This is a genomic window from Lentzea sp. NPDC036955, from assembly GCF_055608005.1.
In genome coordinates this window covers 26,994-45,577 of record NZ_JBVJRC010000010.1, presented here as the reverse complement: position 1 = coordinate 45,577, position 18,584 = coordinate 26,994, and the positions used below count along the sequence as shown (strand labels likewise).

17 protein-coding genes and 1 pseudogene are annotated in these 18,584 nt (G+C 72.8%); 11 read left to right on the top strand and 7 right to left on the bottom strand.

Features of this window, described 5'->3' with window-relative positions; all coding sequences use genetic code 11:
* Window positions 1–40 precede the first annotated feature (40 nt).
* The 5 genes from ACZ7CF_RS31755 to ACZ7CF_RS31735 are packed head-to-tail and all read right to left on the bottom strand — an operon-like array spanning window position 41 to window position 3,411.
* Window positions 41–931: a hypothetical protein gene (locus ACZ7CF_RS31755; RefSeq protein WP_470371309.1), complete on the bottom strand. Its 891-nt coding sequence runs from the start codon at window positions 929–931 to the stop codon at window positions 41–43.
* The gene (locus ACZ7CF_RS31750; protein WP_470371308.1) at window positions 928–1,374 is read right to left on the bottom strand and encodes a DUF6346 domain-containing protein; all 447 of its coding nucleotides are present in this window, start codon (window positions 1,372–1,374) and stop codon (window positions 928–930) included. The genes ACZ7CF_RS31755 and ACZ7CF_RS31750 overlap by 4 nt, the downstream gene beginning before the upstream one ends.
* Window positions 1,371–2,669, bottom strand: a complete 1,299-nt coding sequence (locus tag ACZ7CF_RS31745) for a hypothetical protein (RefSeq protein ID WP_470371307.1) — start codon at window positions 2,667–2,669, stop codon at window positions 1,371–1,373. Before ACZ7CF_RS31745 ends, ACZ7CF_RS31750 begins: the two co-directional genes overlap by 4 nt.
* Entirely contained in the window at window positions 2,666–2,971 is a 306-nt protein-coding gene (locus tag ACZ7CF_RS31740; RefSeq protein WP_470371306.1) for a hypothetical protein, read from the bottom strand. The genes ACZ7CF_RS31745 and ACZ7CF_RS31740 overlap by 4 nt, the downstream gene beginning before the upstream one ends.
* A complete protein-coding gene (locus tag ACZ7CF_RS31735) occupies window positions 2,968–3,411 on the bottom strand; it encodes a YbaB/EbfC family nucleoid-associated protein (RefSeq protein ID WP_360400679.1) in 444 nt (147 codons plus the stop codon). The genes ACZ7CF_RS31740 and ACZ7CF_RS31735 overlap by 4 nt, the downstream gene beginning before the upstream one ends.
* A 57-nt stretch (window positions 3,412–3,468) precedes the next feature.
* Between ACZ7CF_RS31735 and ACZ7CF_RS31730 the strand changes: the two genes are divergently transcribed.
* From ACZ7CF_RS31730 to ACZ7CF_RS31700, 7 genes are all read left to right on the top strand, one after another.
* Window positions 3,469–4,020, top strand: a complete 552-nt coding sequence (locus tag ACZ7CF_RS31730) for a hypothetical protein (RefSeq protein WP_360400682.1) — start codon at window positions 3,469–3,471, stop codon at window positions 4,018–4,020.
* A 62-nt stretch (window positions 4,021–4,082) separates the two neighbouring features.
* Window positions 4,083–4,715 carry a hypothetical protein gene (locus ACZ7CF_RS31725; protein ID WP_470371305.1) on the top strand — a complete coding sequence of 211 codons (633 nt, stop codon included), beginning with the start codon at window positions 4,083–4,085 and terminating at the stop codon, window positions 4,713–4,715.
* A gap of 112 nt (window positions 4,716–4,827) precedes the next feature.
* Complete coding sequence (locus ACZ7CF_RS31720) at window positions 4,828–6,144, top strand: purine-cytosine permease family protein (RefSeq protein ID WP_470371304.1); 1,317 nt, start codon at window positions 4,828–4,830, stop codon at window positions 6,142–6,144.
* A gap of 11 nt (window positions 6,145–6,155) precedes the next feature.
* Window positions 6,156–7,724, top strand: a complete 1,569-nt coding sequence (locus tag ACZ7CF_RS31715) for a hydantoinase/oxoprolinase family protein (RefSeq protein ID WP_360400690.1) — start codon at window positions 6,156–6,158, stop codon at window positions 7,722–7,724.
* Window positions 7,717–8,787: a DUF917 domain-containing protein gene (locus ACZ7CF_RS31710; RefSeq protein WP_470371303.1), complete on the top strand. Its 1,071-nt coding sequence runs from the start codon at window positions 7,717–7,719 to the stop codon at window positions 8,785–8,787. Before ACZ7CF_RS31715 ends, ACZ7CF_RS31710 begins: the two co-directional genes overlap by 8 nt.
* Window positions 8,788–8,850: 63 nt before the next feature.
* Window positions 8,851–9,912 (top strand): DUF917 domain-containing protein, encoded by a 1,062-nt coding sequence (locus ACZ7CF_RS31705; protein ID WP_360400696.1) that lies wholly within the window; start codon window positions 8,851–8,853, stop codon window positions 9,910–9,912.
* Window positions 9,909–11,447: a helix-turn-helix domain-containing protein gene (locus tag ACZ7CF_RS31700; RefSeq protein ID WP_360400699.1), complete on the top strand. Its 1,539-nt coding sequence runs from the start codon at window positions 9,909–9,911 to the stop codon at window positions 11,445–11,447. Before ACZ7CF_RS31705 ends, ACZ7CF_RS31700 begins: the two co-directional genes overlap by 4 nt.
* 34 nt (window positions 11,448–11,481) lie before the next feature.
* On the opposite strand, the gene ACZ7CF_RS31695 is transcribed toward ACZ7CF_RS31700, so the two are convergent.
* The gene (locus ACZ7CF_RS31695; protein WP_360400702.1) at window positions 11,482–12,510 is read right to left on the bottom strand and encodes a sensor histidine kinase; all 1,029 of its coding nucleotides are present in this window, start codon (window positions 12,508–12,510) and stop codon (window positions 11,482–11,484) included.
* A 333-nt stretch (window positions 12,511–12,843) separates the two neighbouring features.
* On the opposite strand from ACZ7CF_RS31695, the pseudogene ACZ7CF_RS31690 reads away from it, so the two are divergent.
* Window positions 12,844–14,379: pseudogene (locus ACZ7CF_RS31690) on the top strand (ABC-F family ATP-binding cassette domain-containing protein); the annotation flags it as partial.
* A gap of 98 nt (window positions 14,380–14,477) precedes the next feature.
* Here ACZ7CF_RS31690 and ACZ7CF_RS31685 read toward each other — a convergent pair.
* Complete coding sequence (locus tag ACZ7CF_RS31685; RefSeq protein ID WP_470371302.1) at window positions 14,478–15,314, bottom strand: DUF4082 domain-containing protein; 837 nt, start codon at window positions 15,312–15,314, stop codon at window positions 14,478–14,480.
* 199 nt (window positions 15,315–15,513) lie between these two features.
* Between ACZ7CF_RS31685 and ACZ7CF_RS31680 the strand changes: the two genes are divergently transcribed.
* The 3 genes from ACZ7CF_RS31680 to ACZ7CF_RS31670 are packed head-to-tail and all read left to right on the top strand — an operon-like array spanning window position 15,514 to window position 18,488.
* Window positions 15,514–16,752 (top strand): glycosyltransferase 87 family protein, encoded by a 1,239-nt coding sequence (locus tag ACZ7CF_RS31680; protein WP_470371301.1) that lies wholly within the window; start codon window positions 15,514–15,516, stop codon window positions 16,750–16,752.
* Entirely contained in the window at window positions 16,661–17,650 is a 990-nt protein-coding gene (locus ACZ7CF_RS31675) for a hypothetical protein (RefSeq protein ID WP_470371300.1), read from the top strand. The genes ACZ7CF_RS31680 and ACZ7CF_RS31675 overlap by 92 nt, the downstream gene beginning before the upstream one ends.
* A gap of 46 nt (window positions 17,651–17,696) precedes the next feature.
* A complete protein-coding gene (locus ACZ7CF_RS31670; RefSeq protein ID WP_470371299.1) occupies window positions 17,697–18,488 on the top strand; it encodes a TIGR02452 family protein in 792 nt (263 codons plus the stop codon).
* The last annotated feature ends 96 nt before the right edge of the window (window positions 18,489–18,584 follow it).

Genomic DNA, 18,584 nt, shown 5'->3' with positions numbered 1-18,584 from the left:
AGCGGGTGCGCCTACTTCTTCCGGGTGACATCGTGGGCCGTCAGCCCGTTGTCGGCGGAAGCGGCTGCCGGGGCAGACCGGGGTGCTCCAGGTCGCGGATGCGCGACAGGTCGTAGAGCGGCTTGGCGAGCAGGGCGACGCCGCCTGCCAGCAGGAGGACCAGCGCCGTCTTGGCGAACCGGTGCTCGAAGGGCTGGTCGGCCACCTCCCACGTGGTGCCGATGAGCGTCACGGGCTGCGGCCGGCCGACCTCGGTGAACTGCGAGTGGGCCATCGTCTGCGTGACCTTCTCGCCGGTGCCGGCGGTGATGTCGACGGTGCAGCGCCAGGTGGCGGACAGGTAGCGCCAGTCGCGGTCGCACGAGGTGGCGGTGCCGGTGCCCTCGACGGGACGGGGCCAGAAGTCGGCGCGGGCGGCGATGAACAGGCCGTGGGTGAAGTGGACGGCGGCGAGGGCCAGCAGTCCCGCGGCGACGTACCGGGGCGCATCCCGGCGGAGGCGGCGCACTTCCGCGCGGCGCGGCGGAGGACCGATGCGGCTGTTCTGCCAGGCGATGCCGGAGCCGACGAGGCCGGCGGCGATGAGCACCACCGCACCCATGGTGGGCCACGGTGCGGGGGTGAACGAGGCGCGGGCCGGGACGTAGTGGCCGTGGTCGAGCCTTTGCACGGAGACGGACGTGTCGGCGGGGGTGAGGAGCGAGGAGTCGCTGGTGTGCCGGTGCCGCACGCCGTTGTCGGTGACGATGGCGCTGCAGCTCCAGCGGGTGCCGAGCAGCAGCCAGTTGCGGTCGCACTCGATGTGGTCGGCTTGGGCGACAGGACTGCCCTTCGGGCCGTGGTCCTCCCAGAACAGGAAGAGGAAGGCGGCGGCGTAGGTGCAGAGGGCCAGCCAGACCAGGGCGAGCCAGCGTTGGTGGTGTCCTTTCACGACACCGGCTTCTTCTTGTCGCGGAACATGCGGAAGGTGATGAGGAGGGCGATGCCCGGGGTGCCCATGAGGCACAGGACGTAGGCCGCCTTGTTGGGTTCCACGCGCCGGGCGAGCCCCCATTCCGCGCTGGCCTGGGACGACCTGCCGCCGGTGCGGATCATGGTGCTGGTCATCGGCACCCGCTCGCCGATGTCTGCCGGAGTGAGGAGTGAGTTCTTGCTGCTGTACGGGTAGCGCTTGCCGTCGTCGGCCACGATTGTGGCGTCGCAGTACCAGAGCAGGCCGAAGGCGTACCAGTTGCGGGTGCAGGAGATGTCCTGGGCGTAGCCCTTCGGCTCTCCGCCGGAGGCCGCGTCGCCGTCGAAGAACAGGGTGGCGGCTTGGGCGGTGTAGAGGGCGACGACCCACAGGACGGCGGCGAGGACGATTCGTTTGGTCACCGGCCCGCTCCCGGCTCCTTGTGACCGCCGCCTTCGGCCTTGTTCAGCTCCTTGGAGAGTTCTTTGGCCGGGTGCACCAGGTCGCCGAGGTTGGGGATCAGGTGGCGGAGGTCCTTGCTGGCCACCGCGCGAACCCAGTTCTGGCCGTCGAGAATGCCCTTGCTCAACGGCGCGTCGATCTTGTCCGCGGCGCTGGCGGCAGAGCCGAGCGGGTCGCCCATGTTCCTCTGCTTCGTGGACAGGGGCGGCTGGTTCAGCGTCTCGTAGATTTCTTTGATCTTCTGCTTGCGCGCTGGGCCGTTCTCCTTCACGCGGGCGGCCCATTCGTCGACCTTCCTGGTCGTGCGCTGCGCCACATCGTCGATCTTGTTCAGCGAGTTGTCCACGCCGTCCTGCACGCGCCTGCTCGCGTTGCCGAGCGAGTCACCGACGTTGTCGAGGGAATCCGCCTTGGACACCTTCGTGGCGGAGTCGGAGGCGAGTTCGGCCGCGCGCTGGTTGCCGTGCCGGCTGTTCGGCATCTGCTTGCTCAACGCCGCGAGGTCGTCGGCCTGCTTGCGCATGGCCTGGCCTGCCCTCTTCGCCAACGAGGCGAGCTTCTCCAGCGCTTTGAAGAGCTTCGCGACGAACCGCGCGATCTTGGTGCCGATCTCGACGGCTTTGGTGATGGCACGCGTGATGAAGGCGGCGATCGATGCTCCTGCGGTCGGGACTGCTGATGCCGCCGCCGGAATGCCCCACATCAGCAAGGTTCCGGCGAGGTCGGCCAGCAGGTCCCGGATGAGGGCTCGCGTGGCGGCGACCACCGCACCAGCCACCTTTACCTTGTTCGCGGCGGCCGCTGCGGCTTCCGAGGAGCCGCGGAGGTGGGCGACCAGGCTCGCGCAGCGGGTCCGATACGCGTCGGCCGCGTCGCCGGTCCATTCGTCGAGCGACTTCGAGCCCTTCTCGTAACCGTCGGCTTCGTCCTTCAGCCGCTTCGCGATGTTCTCCCACGTGGTGCCGATGGCCTCGATCGCCGGCGGATCACCCGCGAGCTTGTCGAACGCCTCGCGCACGAAGCCGACGTTCTCGATGATCCAGCCGACGGTGGACGAGGCGAGTGTGCCCAGCGGGTCCGTGAGGAAGCCGGCTGCGTCCAGCACCATCGCGGCGCCGTCGATGCCGAGCGCCACCGGATCGATCGCCTTGCCTTCTGCGAACGGTTTGACGAGGTCCTCGCCCGTGTCGAGGATGCCGGCGCCGGTGAACTTCTTGTTGTCCGGCTCAGCCTGCTTGATCAGCGGGTTCGTCATCGGTCCGTCCCCTCCAGAGCGGTGCGGTTGCCCTCTTCGGCTCGGTGGTAGGTCTCGGCGGTCGAGCACAGCTCGTCACCGGTGGCCTCGACGGCCTGGGGGAGGGCGGCGAGCAGGGCCTTCGCCTCGTCGAGCTCCTCGTTGAAGATGAACGACCACACCTGGCACAGCTCGCCCATCACGGTGGGGCCGAGGCTCACCTGCGCGGCGGAGACGGCTTCCTGCAGGGACGGGGTGAGTTGACCGACGAGCATCTTGCCGTGGGCGGCGACGGTGTCGGCCTGCGTGTGGAAGCCGGTCATCGCAGCACCGAGTTCCCGCCGAAGTCGTCGTCGTCGCCCTGCGGCGGGGCAGGGCGGCCGGGTGGTTCGGAGACGGTGCCCGCCGGGTCGATCACGGCGATGCCCCGGTCGATCTGTTCGCGCAGGAAGGCCATGCCCTCGCCGTCGCCGAGGACGGGCTGGAGGGTGGTCTCGATCTTGCGGGCGGCTTCGACCTGGGCGCGGCGGATGGTGTCCATGATGGTGCGGGCCAGGGTGGTGTGGCCGAGGTCGTCGGCGCGCGGGGTGAGGTGCAGGGACTCGATGCGGCCGCCGGAGCCGACGGTGACGGCGACCGAGCCGTCGGGGCTGTGGGCTTCGGTGCGGGAGTCGCGGAACGCGGTCTGGATCGCGGTGGCCTGTTCCTGGGCCTGGGCGAGGCGCTGTTCGAAGGACGCGAGGTACTCGTACGGGTCGGTCACGGTTCGGATGTTCTCATTCCTCACGACTCTCCGCGCACGGTTCGGCACAATGCGTGCATGTTCATGCCGCTGGTGACGAGGGAGATGCGGGAACGGGCGCGGCTCGTGCCCAACAACTGGTTGCACGTGGTGGATCCCGCGTACGACCGGGTCGTGGCCGAGGCGGTGGTCGGGCGCTACCTCGTCGACGAACGCGGGGAGATCACCGGGCAGTACGTGCCGAACCCGCGGTACCGGGCGAAGGAGCTGGTCTTCGACAACGACCTGGAGTCGTTGATGTACCTCGTGCAGCACGGGCGGGCGGAGAAGCGGGAGCTGGTCGACGCGGTGCTGGCCGCCGAGCTGGTGCTGCCCGCGGACCCGGCGCGCAGGGCGCGGGAGCACGTGGTGATGCGCGGGAACGTCATCGACGCGTTCGCGTCGGAGAAGGCGGTGCCGCCGGACTGGCCGCCGCACTGGCAGCGGTTCAGCGGGGTCGAGCTGGCGGTGGTCGCCGACGCGGTCGCGGAACCGGTCGTGGTGGTGATCGGCGCGCAGGGCGGGGTGCGGTTCGAGGTTCCGGGGGACGTGCTGGTCGACGGGCTGCGCGCGGTGATCACGATGTGGTGAACCAGGGGGCGCCGGGGAGCAACAACGGCGTGCTGTTGCGCCGATCGGGCTAACCTCCGGCCGTGCGGACGAGGCTGAACCCGGTGCAGCAGGCGGTGGTGGCCGTCGGACGGCCGTTGCCGCAGCTCACGGACCCGTTGGAGGTCGAGCTGCGGGTCAGTGCCGCGGTGGGGGCGGTGGCGCACGACGAGCAGTTCTGGGAGGTCGTCGTCCGGCACCTGGCCGACCTGCCCAGCCGGCGCAGCGGGGCGTTGCTCACGGCGCTGGGGCACCTGGTGCCGGGACGGGTCGGGGCGTGGGCGCGGGAGGCTGCGCGGGAGCAGGAACGGCCGCCGTGGGACCTCGGGCGGCTCGTGTTCGGGGAGTGCTGGATCGGGGACCGCTCGATCGACGCGGGCTATCTCGCACTGATGTGCACCTATGCCTATGACGACGAGCCGCACGCCATGGTTTTCATGATCGACGAAATCAGCGGGAGCCTCACGCGGCACGCGTTCCTGACGCGGCAGGTGCAGGAGACGCTGGCGCGGGTGGAGGAGCAGGTGCGGCTCCAGGCGATTCCACCGGAAGCGGCGCACTGGCTGCTTTCCCGCAGCTACGACCGGTTCGAACGGCGGCCGGGGCTCGCGGTGAGCGCGGACGTGCACCACACGCGGCTGGTGGCGCGCAGGCGCATCGGGCTCGCCATGAATTAGGGCTGTGCGAATCGCAACGTGCTGGTTCGGCCGACTGTGCAGATTGTCTGTAGCTCGATCGTGACTCCGCCATTACTGTCCGAGTTGTCGATCACAGGGCGGAGGGACGATCATGGCCGCTCTTCTCGGACATGACGACCAGACCCTCACCCGTGTCCCTGACCAGGCGCGGCACCCGTGGTTGTCGGTCGCGACCCAGCGCTTCGGGCAGACTTCCGCGCTGAGCCAGTTGCTGCTGGGCGCGACCCTCGGGTTCGGCATGGAGTTCTGGGACGCGTTCCTCGCGCTGACGATCGGCGCCGTGCTGCTCAACGTCCTCGCGATCGCGGTCGGCGTGATCGGGCAACGCGAAGGGCTCCCCACGGCGGTCCTCAGCCGCTGGACCGGGTTCGGGCACGCCGGGTCGGCCGTGCTCGGGCTGGTCGTCGCACTCGCCGCCACCGGGTGGTTCGGGGTGCAGACGGGGCTCGCCGGGGTGGCGCTCGCCGGGGTCGCGGGACTGCCGGCGCCGGTGTGGTCGCTGGTGTTCGGGCTCGCGGTCACCGTCATCGCCGCTTTCGGCGTGCGGTGGAGGGCGTGGACGGCCTACCTGACCGTGCCCGCCTATCTCCTCCTCGTCTTCTGGGTCGTGCACGCGAACGTCGCCGACGTCCCCGCGGCGGTGGCGGCACCGGCGCCGGGACTGGGGATCGGCCTGCCGACCGCGGTCACGCTGGTCGTCGGCAGCTTCGTCCTCGGTGCCGCGATCGCGCCGGACACCACCAGGTTCAACCGGTCCACGGCGGACGTGGTGAAGCAGACCGTCCTCGGCGTCACGGCCGGGCAGTGGGTCGCCGGGTGCGCGGGCGTGCTCCTCGCGCACGGGCTCGGCACCACCGACGTCATGGGCGCGGTCAGCCGGTCGGGCGGCTGGGTCGGCGTGCTGGTCGTCGTCGCGGTGGTGCTGAAGGTCAACGACTGGAACCTCCGCTCCGCCTCGCTCGGGCTCGGCAACTTCTTCGACGCGGTGTTCGACCGGCGGATCAGCCGGGCGCAGGTGACCGTCGTGGCCGGCTGCGCGGGCAGCTTCCTGGCCGCAGCGGGAATCCTGCACCAGTTCACGCACTTCCTGGTGCTGCTCGGCGTGGTGTTCCCGCCGGTCGCCGGGATCATGATCGCCGAGTACTACGTGGTGCGGCGGTGGCGCAACGAGATCATCTCCACCCGGCCGCGCGTGCCCAGGTCGGCGCCGTCGTGGGTGCCCGCGACCGTGGTCATCTGGCCCGCCTCCGCCGTCGTCGGCGAGCTCGTCCCGTTCGGCCAGCCCAGTGTGAACGCGCTCCTGCTCGCGTTCGCGCTCTACGTCTCAGCTGGCCGGTTGGACCTGCTGCGCATGCGGTGCAGGCGTGCCACGAACCGTAGGGTGGCCGGGGAAGCGACCGCTGTCTGAGGGGTTCGTACATGCACATCGGTATCGACGTCGGCGGCACGAACACCGATGCCGTTCTCGTTGACGGACGCCGCGTCCTGGCCGAGTGCAAGAGAACCACGACCGCCGACGTCACCACCGGCATCGTCGCCGCGGTCGGCGGGCTGCGGGCGGCGTGCGCGTTCGAACCCGCGGCCGTGCGGGCGGTCATGATCGGCACCACGCACTTCGTCAACGCCGTCGTCGAGGGCAGGGGCCTCGCGCAGACCGCGGCCGTGCGGCTCGGACTTCCCGCCACGAAAGCACTTCCGCCGTTCGTCGACTGGCCGGACCGGCTGCGGCGGGTGATCGGCGGGCACGCCTACCTGTGCCACGGCGGGTACGAGTACGACGGCCGGCTGATCTCGCCGCTCGACCACGACGAGCTGCGCGCGGTGGCCGCCGACATCGCCGCGAAGGGCGTGCGGTCGGTCGCGATCTCCTCGGTGTTCTCGCTCGTCGACGGCGACCTCGAACGCCAGGCGGCGGAGGTCCTCACCGCCGAGGTGCCGGACCTGGTGGTCAGCTTCTCCCACGAGCTCGGCCGGCTCGGCCTGCTGGAGCGGGAGAACGCGACGATCATCAACGCCGCGCTGCGCGAGCTCGCCGCGCAGATCGCCGACGGGCTCGTGGAGTCGTTGGCGGCACAGGGCATCGACGCGCCGCTCTTCCTCAGCCAGAACGACGGCACGCTGATGGACCTGGAGCACGCACGCTGCTACCCGGTCGCCACCTTCTCCTCCGGGCCGACGAACTCGATGCGCGGCGGCGCGTTCCTGTCCGGGCTGGACGAGTGCGTGGTGGTCGACGTCGGCGGCACCACGACCGACGTCGGCGTGCTGCACAACGGTTTCCCGCGCGAGGCCTCCTCCCAGGTGCAGATCAGCGGGGTGCGCACGAACTTCCGGATGCCCGACGTGCTGTCGGTCGGCCTCGGCGGCGGCAGCGTCGTGCGGGAACGCGACGGCGTCCTCGTCGGACCGGACAGCGTCGGATTCCGGTTGGCGCAGAAGGCCCTGGTGTTCGGCGGCGACACGCTGACGGCCACGGACGTCGCCGTCGCCGCCGGGCGCGCGGACATCGGCGACGCCTCGCTCGTGCGCCACCTGGACCGCTCGCTGGTGACCGCGGTGCTCGGCCACGCCGGCGAGCGCATCACCGGGCTGGTCGACCGGATGCGCGCGAGCCCGACGCCGGTGCCGGTCGTGCTGGTCGGGGGCGGCAGCGTCCTGGTGCCGGAGGAGCTCGCCGGTGTCAGCGAGCTCGTCCGGCCGGAGCACCACGGGTTCGCCAACGCCATCGGCGCGGCGATCGCGCAGGTCGGCGGCGAGGTGGACCGCGTGTTCACGATCGACCCGGCACGGCGCGGCGACGTGCTCGACGCGGCCAGGCAGGAGGCCGTGGACAAGGCGGTGGCCGCGGGCGCGAAGGCGGACACCGTGCGGATCGTGGAGGTCGAGGAGATCCCGTTGGCCTACCTGCCGGGCAACGCGAGCAGAGTGCGCGCACGGGCCGTGGGCGATCTCGTGCTGGAGGGCCTGCCGAGGAGGGCCCGTGCGTGAGATCGGAGTCGAGGAGCTGCGGTACCTCGCCCGTGGCGCGGCGATCCTGGGCGCGGGCGGCGGTGGCGACCCCTACATCGGGCGGCTCGTGGCGGAACAGGCGCTGCGGGAGCACGGGCCGGTGCTCGCGGTCGAGCCGCACGAGGTGCCCGACGACGCGCTGGTGGCCGGCATCGGCATGATCGGCGCCCCGACCGTGATGGTCGAGAAGCTGCCCTCCGGCACCGAGGCGGTGACGGCTTTCCGGACCCTGCAACGGGAGCTGGGCCGCCCGATCACGCACGTGCTGCCGATCGAGGTCGGCGGGATGAACTCGCTGGCGCCGTTCCCGGTCGCCGCCGCGCTCGGGCTGCCGGTGCTGGACGCGGACTGCATGGGCCGCGCGTTCCCGATGGTGCAGATGGTGGTGTGCACGCTCGACGGCGTGCCGGCCAAGCCGCTCGCGGTCGCGGACGAGAAGGGCAACTCGGTCGTCCTCGACGTGCTCGACAACCACTGGGCGGAACGGCTCGCGCGCTCGGCGGCGGTCAGGATGGGCTGCACGGCGGTCCTGTGCAGCTTCCCGATGTCCGGTGCGCAGGCCCGCGGCACCGTCATCCCGCGCACGCTGACCCGCGCGGCCCGGCTCGGGCGGCTCGTCGAGCAGGCGCGGCGCGACCACGCCGACCCGTGCGCGGCCGTGGCGGACCACCTCGGCGGGCGGGTGCTGTTCACCGGCAAGGTGGCCGGCGTGCTGCGGGAGAACGACCCCGGCTTCGCCAGGGGCGAGGCGCTGCTGGAGGGGTCCGGCGCGCACGACGGGTCGCGCTGCCGGCTCGCGTTCCAGAACGAGCACCTCGTGGCCACCCTCGACGACGTGGTGGTGGCGTCCGTGCCCGACCTGATCTGCGTGCTGGAGGCCGACGGCGAACCGGTCCCCGGCGAGCGGCTGCGGTACGGGCAGCGCGTGGTCGTCGTGGGAGCGCCGTGCCACCCGCGCTGGCGGACGCCGGAGGGGCTTGCGCTGGTGGGCCCGTCGGCGTTCGGCTACCCGCACGGGTACGAGCCGCTCGGACCGGCCTGACCGCCCCGGACGCGCCGTCGCGGGAGCTTCTCGCCCGCACGGCGCGGCACTACTGTTCCGCGCATGCACCTGCTCCAGCCCGACGAGGTCGACCGGCTCGCGCTGGGCGTGGTCGTGCTCGGCAGCGGTGGGGGCGGCGGGGAACGCGAGACGCACGCCTTCGCGGCCATGTTGCGCCAGCAGTTGCGGGAGAGCGGCCCGGTCACCGTCCTGTCGCCGGAGGAGGCGGACCCGGACGGGCACGGCGCGCGGGTCGGGCTGATCGGTGCGCCGTCGGTGGTGATCGAGAAGCTGCCGTCCGGCCGGGAGGCGGAGGAGGCGCTCAAGGCGTTGCGGGGCCACGACGACACGGCCGTGACCGCCGTGATCGGGTGGGAGGTCGGCGGGTGCAACGGCCTGCTGCCGCTCATCCTGGCCGCGCGGCTGGGCCTGCCGTACGTCGACGTGGACGGGATGGGGAGAGCGTTCCCACGGATCGACCAGACGACCTACGACGCGGCCGGGCTGCCCACGACCCCGTTGGCCATCACCGAACCCGGCGGCAACCGGGCCGTGCTCGACGCGACCGGCATCGAGAAGCTCGCGCGCACGGTCATGGTCGACTTCGGCGGTTGGGCGATGATGGTGGCGAAGCCGTTGCGGCTCGGGGACGCGCTCGGCGCGGGCGTGACGGGCTCGCTGATGCGGGCGTTGCGGCTGGGGGAGATCTGGTCGCGCCGGACCGCACCCGTCGCCGACAGGGCCGCGGAGTCGGGCGGGTTCCTGGTGGCACGGGGGAAGGTCGTCGAGGTCTGGCGCGAGTCGAGCGGTGACTTCCCGCGCGGGACGGCGGCGCTGCGGCTGCTGGACGACGACGACGCCTACGTGCGCCTGGAGATGCAGGGCGAGTACCTGGCCGCGCTGGCCGACGGCGAGACCCTCGTGACGACGCCCGACCTGCTCTGCTGCCTCGACGCCGAGTCGGGCACGCCGGTGTCGGCGGAGCGGCTCACGTTCGGCGCCGTGGTCGACGTGGTAGCGCTCCCATCACCGGCGCAGTGGCTGCACGGCGACGTGCTCGGCCGGGTGGAACCGCGGGCGTTCGGCTACGACCTCGACTACGTGCCCTTCGGGGCCGCCCGGTGATCGACGACGCCGACGCGCTGACCGTGCGGGACCTGCTCGACATCGGCGTGCTCGACGACGCCTCTCTGCTCGCCGGTGGACGCGGGCTCGACGTCGAGGTCGGTGACGTGCGGCTGGCGGCGGACCTGACCGCGGTGGAGGCGTGCGCCGCCGGTGACGTGGTGATCCTGACCGGGAACCAGCCGTACCTCGTCGAGGTGGCGCTGCGCAGGGCCTACAGCGCGGACGTGCGGGCCGTCGTGCTGGTGCGGCCGGTCTCCGGCACCCACCAGCCGCCGTCCGCCGCGACGCTGTCGTTCGCGAACCGGCTCGGCGTGCCGCTGCTGCAGACCGGTGCCGCCGATCCGCTGCTGGTGGCCGACGCGCTGCGCACCGCGGTCCGCCATCCCGAGGTGGTCGCGGCCCGGTTGCTCGTCGCCGTCACCGCGCGGCTGGGCCGGTCCCGCCCCGACCCGCGGTCGGTCGTCACCATCCTGTCCGGCGAGCTGCACGTGACGTGCGCGGTGATCAGCGCCGACGGCACCGCGATCGAGGGCCTGGCCCCACCGGGCCTGCCCGCCGACGTGCTGGTGGGCTCGGTCGCGACGACCGTGGAGCTGGCCGAGGGCTTCGCCGCCGCCGTGCCGGTGGAGACCGACCGCACCGGTCACGTGCACCTGTGGCTCGTCGTGCACGCCGGCGGACGCAACCGGCGCTGGGCGCAGACGGTGCTGCAGATCAGCCAGGTCGCGTCCTGGGCGCTGGGCAGCTGGGTCGCCGCCGAACGGCTGGAGACCGAACGCAGGGCCCGCTCCCGCGGCTCGCTGCTGTCGGAGCTGCTCGCGGCCGGTGACCACGTGCCGCCGCTGCTGGTGCAGCAGGCGGTGCTCGCGGGGTGGCGGCTCGACGGCTGGCACACCGGCGTCCACGTGGTGGCACCCCCGCCGGTGCCCGGTGTGCACGACCCCGGCCACACCGAACGGTTGCGCGTCGAGCTGTCCCGCCGCGGCCTGCACGGCCAGCTCGTCGAGGGTGCGGAGGGCTGGTCGTTCTGGCTCACCAACGACTCGGAGCCACCGCAGTCGCAGCACCGCGAGCTGACCGCGCGGATCGCCGCCGCGCTCGGCCCGAGCCGGTTGGTGGCGGGCATCGGCCGGCCGCACCCGGGGGCGGCCGGTGTCGGGCGGACGCTCGCGGAGGCGCGTGAGGCGGCGGCGATGACCGGCACGGCGAAGGTCGTGCACATCGACGAGCTCGGCGTGCGGCGGTTGCTGTCGATGGCGGCCGAGACGCCGGCGTTGGTCGAGCAGGCGACCCGGCTGCTGGAACCGCTGGTGGGGGTGGAGGACGGGCAGCTGCTGCGGACCCTCGCCGTGTACCTCGACGAGGAGTCCGTGACGTCGTCGGCCGCGGTGCGGCTGAAGGTGCACCGCAACACCGTGTCGCAGCGGATCAACCGGGCGGAGCAGCTGCTCGGGGTGAGCCTGCTGAACGCCGACGAGCGACTGGCCGTGCACCTGGCCTGCCGGGCGGCCCGCGCGTCCGACGAGCTCTAGCCCTCGTCCACGGCACCGGCAGATGCCGGTGAAGCTAGGTCGGGACGAACGCGGGCAGCACGGCGTCCACCTCGTAGCCGCCGTCCGACGTCGGGCCGGCGGTCAGGGTGCCACCGACCATCTCCACGCGGCCGCGCAGGCCGAGCAGGCCGGTGCCCGGTGTCGGCAGAGGACCGGGGGCGGTCGCGGGCGGGGTGTTGCGGATGACGGCGCGGACACTGTTCGGTCCACAGTGGACGGTGATGGCGGTCTCGGCGCCGGGCGCGTGCTTGTGGACGTTGGTCAGGGACTCCTGGACGACGCGGTACATCGTGCGGCGGACGGCGGGGGAGACGGTGTCGGCGTCGCCGTGCTCGGTCAGGGTGACGGTGAGGCCGGTGGCGGCGACGAGGCTGGACAGCTCGTCGGGCAGGACGTCCGGGATGCGGGCGGTGCGGCCCGCGCGCAGGACGCCGACCAGGTCGCGCAGCTCGTCGAGGGCCTTCAGGCCCGCGGTGCGCAGGTCGTCGGCGGCCCTGCGCACGGCGTCGGTCCGCGCGGCCATGCGGAGGGCACCGGCGTGCAGGACCACCAGCTTCAGGCGGTGGGTGACGACGTCGTGCATCTCGGAGGCCAGGCGGGTGCGTTCGTCGGCGCGGGCCTGTTCGAGCAGCAGGGCCTGAGCGGCCTGGGCCTGGCTGAGGCGGTGCTGGGTGCCCTGGTGCAGGCCGGTGAGGGCGGCGATCACGAGCAGGGCCGGGGTGGTGGGGTCCGGTGACCAGGCGCCGAGCGCCCACGCCGCGGGCAGCGTGGCGGCGACCCAGCGGCGGCGGGGCTGGGCGGCGACCGTGACGGCAACCGGGAACGCGGCGTAGCTCGGGGCGAGCAGGCAGAGCAGCCCGACCGCCGTGGCCGAGGTCAGCGGGCGGGAACGGCGCCACCACAGCGCGGCGGCGGCGAGCAGGTGCACCGCCAGGTAGGCGGCGGTCGGGGCGGCCACCAGGTGTGCGGGCGCGGTCAGCTCGCGCCACGTGCCCAGGGCTGCGACGAGCAGCACCAGTGCCAGGTCGCCGGCGGCTTTCACCTCCCTGACGATACTGCGCGGAAGTGGTCCGGATCACCTACGTCAGCAGGCTGTGGACCCTACTTTCGCAGGTGGCGACCGGTCCGGTTTCCGCCTGCCGGACACCGTTGTCCGGCAGGCGGTTCGAGGTCCTGTGTGGACTCGCGTCACGGCCTGCCGAACAGCACTGTCCACAGGAACGACCGGCCGAGCGCCACGGACGAAACCGGCTCGCCGGGTACGAGGACCGGTGTGCGGTTGCGCTCTCGTACACCGTATGGGAGCCTTGACCACATGATCTTCTGACACCACATCCGTGCATCCGAACTTCTCCTCTCGGTAGTGGGTGGTGTCATGTCAGGTCAGTTGACGCTGAAGAAGATCAGCAAGAGCTTCGCCCACCGGCGGGTGTTCGACGACGTTTCGCTCACGGTCAGGCCGGGCGAGCGGGTCGGCGTCGTCGGTGAGAACGGTTCGGGCAAGTCGACGTTGCTGCGGCTGGCCGCCGGGGTGGACACCCCGGACGACGGCGAGGTCACCGTGGTGGCGCAGGGCGTCGGGCACCTCGGGCAGGTGCTCGACCTGCCGCCCGGCGCGACCGTGGGCGACGCCGTCGACTCCGCGCTGGCCGACCTCCGGTCGCTGGAACGGCGGATCGCGGTCGCGGCGCGGGAGCAGCGGCTCGCGGAGTACGGCGACCTGCTCACGGCGTTCGAGCTGCGCGGCGGGTACACGGCCGACGCGCGGGTCGAGGCGGCCATGTCGGCGCTCGGGGTCGGCGGGATCGGCCGGGACCGCGAGCTAGGCGCGGTGTCCGGCGGGCAACGGGCCCGGCTCGCGCTCGCGGGCGTGCTGTCGGCGGAACCGGAGCTGTTGCTGCTGGACGAGCCGACCAACCACCTCGACGGGGAAGCGTTGCGGTGGCTGGAGAAACGGCTGCTGGCCCACCGCGGCACGGTGGTCGTGGTGACGCACGACCGGCTGCTGCTGGAACGGGTGGCCACCACGATCGTCGAGGTCGACGGCGACCGGCGGACCACCGCCCGCTACGGCGCCGGGTACGCGGGCTACCTCGCCGAACGCAGGGCCGCGCGGCAGCGGTGGGAGCAGGCGTACGCGGAGTGGACGGGCGAGGTCGGCCACTGGACGCGGTGGCGTGGCACGACAGCGCACCGGGTCGCGCCCGGCCGCCCGATCCCCGACCACAACAAGTGCAAGTACAACGGCGACGGGCGGCGGGTGCAGGCGTCCGTCCGGACGCGGGTGCGCAGCGCCTCCGAACGGCTGGAGCGGTTGCGCGCCGCACCCGTGCCGAGGCCACCGGACCCGTTGCACCTCAACGCTCCGCTCGACGCGGCGGTGCGCGAGGGCGCGGTGCTGGAACTGCGGGACGTGGTGGTCGGCGAGCGGCTGGCGCTGGCGGAGCTGACCGTCGACGCGGGGCAGCGGCTGCTGGTGACCGGGCCGAACGGTGCGGGCAAGTCGACGTTGCTCGACGTGCTCGCCGGGGTGCTGCGACCGGACAGCGGCACGGTCGAGCGGCACGGTGCGGTCGGCTACCTGCCGCAGGAAACCGTTGTCGCACAACCACGACAGCCGGTGCTGGCGGCCTTCGGCGGTGACGCCGGCGAACTGGCGGCGCTGGGGTTGTTCCGGGAGGACGACTTCGCGACCCCGGTGGGCGCGCTGTCGGTGGGGCAACGGCGGAGGCTCGCGCTGGCGCGGCTCTTGCGGGCCGAGTGGGACGTGCTGCTGCTCGACGAGCCGACGAACCACCTGTCGCCCGCGCTGGTGGAGGAGCTGGAGGCGGCGCTCGCGGACTACCCCGGCGCGGTGGTCGTGGCATCGCACGACCGGTTGCTGCGTCAGCGCTGGGACGGCGCCCGCCTCGACGAACGGCTGCGGTCCGAGGAGGCGCTGGTGCGCCTGCTCGACCTGACCGGCGGTACCGACGAGGTGCGGCACCGCCGGGCGACCGGCGCCTGCGCTCACGGCCGGAAGATCGGCTCGATCCAGTAGTTGCTCGCGTTCCACGTCTCGGTGGGGAAGCCGCCGCCCTCGCCGTAGCGGTAGACCCCGGCCTCCACCCCGGCGTAGAACGGCGCGTTCGCCACGCCGCCGAGGAAGTAGCCCTCGGAGGCGACGTACCCGCCGGCCGGTGTGTAGTAGGAGACGACGTAGTCGACGCCCGGCTGCACCGGGACCGGGGTGACGAAGGTGATCCGCTGCGAGTGCGCGGCACCGGGCGCGGCCTGCTGCGCGAGCAGCGTGCCGTCCGGTCCCCAGACCCGTGCGGTCACGGGACCGGTGTAGCCGCCCCGGCGCAGGACGACGGCCGGGACGGAGCCCGCGCGGTCGAACCGGGTGCGCAGGCCGAGCTCGACGGCGGCGAGGTCGGGGTCGAGCTCGGCCGGGTGGCCCGGCTGCGGCGGCAGGACCAGCTTGGTGTCGCCGTGCAGCGGCGGGGTGGTGCTGCCGCCGACGTGGATGGTGGTCGAGGCGGTGACCGCGCCGAGCGCCGAGGCGGTGCGGGCGCGCGCCCAGATCGTGACCGGGCCGGGAACGCTCGGGAACAGCACCGTCGACCACGTCTCGGTGCGCGCGTCGAGCGAGGTCCAGTTGACCCCGTCGGAGGAGAACTCGACGGTGGTGACGCCGCCGGACTCGCCGTTGACCGCGCCACCGGCGAGCACCAGCGGGGTGTTGAGCGGTACCGAGGTGCCCGTGCTCGGCGAGTGGATCATCGCGTACGGGGTGTCCGCCGCGAGGGCGGGCGCCGCCTGGAGCAGGAGCAGGGCCGGCAGGAGTGCGGCTAATCGCTTCATGGTGCGCAAGTGTCGCACCAGCGGCGGACGGCCCCTGCCTCGGCCGAACGACCGACCCCCGCCCGGGTTGCCGTCTGAAAGCACGACTTTTCCCGGCCCGCCGACCGATCCGGCCGGGTGCCGGTGATCGGCACGCTCGTCCACGTCGGACGGCGGGAGGGCGCGGGCGGTGCTGGATCAGGTGGTTACCCGGTGGGTGGTGCGGATCGACCTCCGCTGGGTGTGGGCGGCGGTCGCGACCGGGGTGCTGGTGTGGGTGGCGGCACGCGTTCCCCACGGCGGTTCGCTGGACCTGCGGGTGTACCTCGCGGGCGGGGAGGCGCTGTGGTCGGGCGAGGGCCTCTACGGACCGGACTTCCCCGGCCCGCGGGGGTTGCCGTTCACCTACCCGCCGTTCGCCGCCGCTCTCTTCGGCCTGCTGGCACCGCTGCCGCTCGTGGTCGCCGCGGTGGCGTGGGCGGCGGCCGGGATCGTGCTGTTCACGCTCGCGTGCCAGGTCGCGGTGAGCCAGGCGGCCGCGCCGGGCACCGTGCCGCGGGCCGGGTTCGGGCTGGCGGCGGCGTGCCTGCTGCTGGAACCGGTGCGCGGCGGGCTCGACCTCGGGCAGGTCAACCTCGTGCTGCTGGGCCTGGTCGCCCTGGACTGCCTGCTGCCGCGCACCCCGTGGCCGCGCGGGCTGCTGGTCGGGCTCGCCGCCGCGGTGAAGCTGACGCCGGCGGTCTTCGTGCTGTTCTTCCTGTGCCGCGGGCGGTGGCGCGCGGTGGCGACCGCCGTGGCGGCGTTCGCGGGCTGCGCCGCCGTCGGCTGGGTGCTGGCGCCGGGGGAGTCGCGGCGGTTCTGGTTCGACGCCGTGCTCGACCCGCAGCGCGTCGGCGGCCTCGCGTACACGGCGAACCAGTCGCTGCGCGGGCTGCTGGTGCGGGCGCAGGCACCGGAGTCGCTGTGGGTCGTGCTGTGCGCGGCGGTGGTCGCGGTGCTGCTGCTCGTGCTGCCGCGGTTGCGGGACGACCTGACCGCCGTGGTGGCGGTCGCCGTCACCGGCCTGCTGGTCTCGCCGGTGTCCTGGTCGCACCACTGGGCGTGGGTCGCGCTCGCGGTCCCACTGCTGCACGGCCGGGTGCGCGTCGCGGTCGTGCTGCTCTTCGCGGCCGGCGTGCACTGGTGGCTGCCCAAGGAGGCCGATCGCGAGCTGCGGTGGACGTGGTGGCAGCACCTCGCCGGCAACGCCTACGTGTGGCTCGGGCTGGCCTTCCTCGGCTGGTGTTTAATGCGAACACGCAAACTTGCGCGTACGCAAGAATGGCGGCTATTCTCGGCGGCGTCGACCGACGCGGAGGAGAACGGCCATGCGGGGCAGGGGAATCGCGTACAGCACGGGGTTCGTGCTGAAGGGGGAGAACTCGTTGCCGGTGTTCGACCCGGAGGCGGTGCGGCGTGACCTGCGGGTCATCCGCGACGAGCTGCACTGCACCGCCGTGCACCTGGTCGGCGGCGACCCGGACCGGCTGGAGCGGGCTGCCCGGTGGGCGGCCGAGCTGGGACTGGAGGTCTGGTTCTCGCCGTACCCGCTGGAGCTGACGGCGCAGCAGCTCACCGCGTTGCTCGCCGACTGCGCCGAGCGGGCGGAACGGGTGCGCGCGGACGGCGCCGAGGTCGTGTTCGTGACCGGTGTCGAGCTGAGCATCATGAACCGCGGGTTCACCCCCGGTGACGACGTCCTGGACCGCGTCGGGCGGCTGCTGGGGAACCCCGCGCGGATGGCGGAGGCGGCCACCCGGCTGAACGAGTTCGTGGCGGACGCGGTGACGAGGGTGCGCGAGGTGTTCCACGGGCGGGTCACCTATGCGGCCATCCCGTTCGAACGGGTCGACTGGGACCTGTTCGACGTCGTGTCGCTGGAGCTGATCCGCTCGGCCGAGGTCGCCGACCGGTACGCCGAGGGCATCCGGTCCGTTGTGGCGCAGGGGAAACCGGTCGCGATCACCGGGTTCGGCACGGCGGCGTGGCGCGGGTCGGGTGCGGTCGCGCCGCGCAGCATGGAGATTGTCGAGCACGACCGGGACGGGCGGCCGGTGGGGATCAAGGCCGGCTACGAGCGCGACGAGGACGAACAGGCGCGGTACCTGCGCGAGGTGCTGGCGGTCCTCGAGGCGGAACGGGTCGACAGCGCGTTCGTGTACCTGTTCGCGCTCAACGACTTCCCGCACCGCCCCGGTGACCCGCGGCGCGACCTCGACATGGCGAGCCCCGGCATCGTGAAGGTCCGCGAGGACGGGTCGTGGGAACCCAAGGCGGCGTTCGCCGCGGTCGCCGAGCACTACGCGCGCACCGGCTGAAACTCGCTTGGCCGCGCGGAAACCGTGCGGCCACAATCGGCTCATCATGAGCACAAGGCTGAGAGCGATCGCCCACGAGACCGTGGCCATCGCGCAGAGCGGTTCTTACCGCACCGCGACGGGAACCGTGCCGGTCGACGTCGCCCCGGCGGTCAGCGGAACGCGGTTGTACACCCCCGAAGACGTCGTGCCGCTGCCCGAGCAGGGCGGTCCGCCGCGCGTCGAGGTCACCGCCGAGTCGACGCTGGTGGCGACCCGGCGGCTGGGCGGAGACGTCGCGGCGCTGGTGTTCGCCTCCGCCCGCAACCCCGGCGGTGGTTTCCTGAACGGCGCGCAGGCCCAGGAGGAGAGCGTCGCGAGGGCGTCGGCGCTGTACCCGTGCCTGCTGGCGGCCGGCGACTTCTACGCCCACCACCGCGCGCACGACGACCTGTCCTACAGCGACCGGGTCATCCACTCGCCGGGCGTGCCGGTGTTCCGCGACGACCGCGGTGAGCTCCTGCCGCGGCCGTACCCGGTGTCGTTCCTCACCGCGGCCGCGCCGAACCTGGGCGCGATCCTGCGCACGCAGCCCGAACGCGCGCCGGCCGTTCCCGGGCAGCTGCGCCGGCGCGCGGTCCGGGTGCTGCACGTCGCGGCCGCCCACGGCCACCGGCGGCTCGTCCTGGGCGCGTGGGGCTGCGGTGTGTTCGCCAACGACCCGGCGACCGTGGCACGGGCGTTCCACGACGCGCTGGGGGAGTGCCGCTTCTTCGACGAGGTGGTGTTCGCGGTGTTCGACCGGCAGCGGGACAGCCCCGCGCTGAGGGCGTTCACCGAGGTGTTCGCCGGGAGCTGACCTCCCGGAAAAAATTTCCGGGGTTCTGCTGAACCGCCGCGGCCCGCTGTCCGTGTGGGTGGCGTCGGGCCGCCAGCCGGCCGGTCGACGAACCCC

What these genes read in the sequence shown, in the direction of transcription:
- ACZ7CF_RS31745 (WP_470371307.1), bottom strand. Translation starts at nt 2,669, where the DNA reads ATGACGAACCCGCTGATCAAGCAGGCTGAGCCGGACAACAAGAAGTTC.
- ACZ7CF_RS31740 (WP_470371306.1), bottom strand. Translation starts at nt 2,971, where the DNA reads ATGACCGGCTTCCACACGCAGGCCGACACCGTCGCCGCCCACGGCAAG.
- ACZ7CF_RS31730 (WP_360400682.1), top strand. Translation starts at nt 3,469, where the DNA reads ATGTTCATGCCGCTGGTGACGAGGGAGATGCGGGAACGGGCGCGGCTC.
- ACZ7CF_RS31720 (WP_470371304.1), top strand. Translation starts at nt 4,828, where the DNA reads ATGGCCGCTCTTCTCGGACATGACGACCAGACCCTCACCCGTGTCCCT.
- ACZ7CF_RS31715 (WP_360400690.1), top strand. Translation starts at nt 6,156, where the DNA reads ATGCACATCGGTATCGACGTCGGCGGCACGAACACCGATGCCGTTCTC.
- ACZ7CF_RS31705 (WP_360400696.1), top strand. Translation starts at nt 8,851, where the DNA reads ATGCACCTGCTCCAGCCCGACGAGGTCGACCGGCTCGCGCTGGGCGTG.
- ACZ7CF_RS31685 (WP_470371302.1), bottom strand. Translation starts at nt 15,314, where the DNA reads ATGAAGCGATTAGCCGCACTCCTGCCGGCCCTGCTCCTGCTCCAGGCG.
- ACZ7CF_RS31675 (WP_470371300.1), top strand. Translation starts at nt 16,661, where the DNA reads ATGCGGGGCAGGGGAATCGCGTACAGCACGGGGTTCGTGCTGAAGGGG.
- ACZ7CF_RS31670 (WP_470371299.1), top strand. Translation starts at nt 17,697, where the DNA reads ATGAGCACAAGGCTGAGAGCGATCGCCCACGAGACCGTGGCCATCGCG.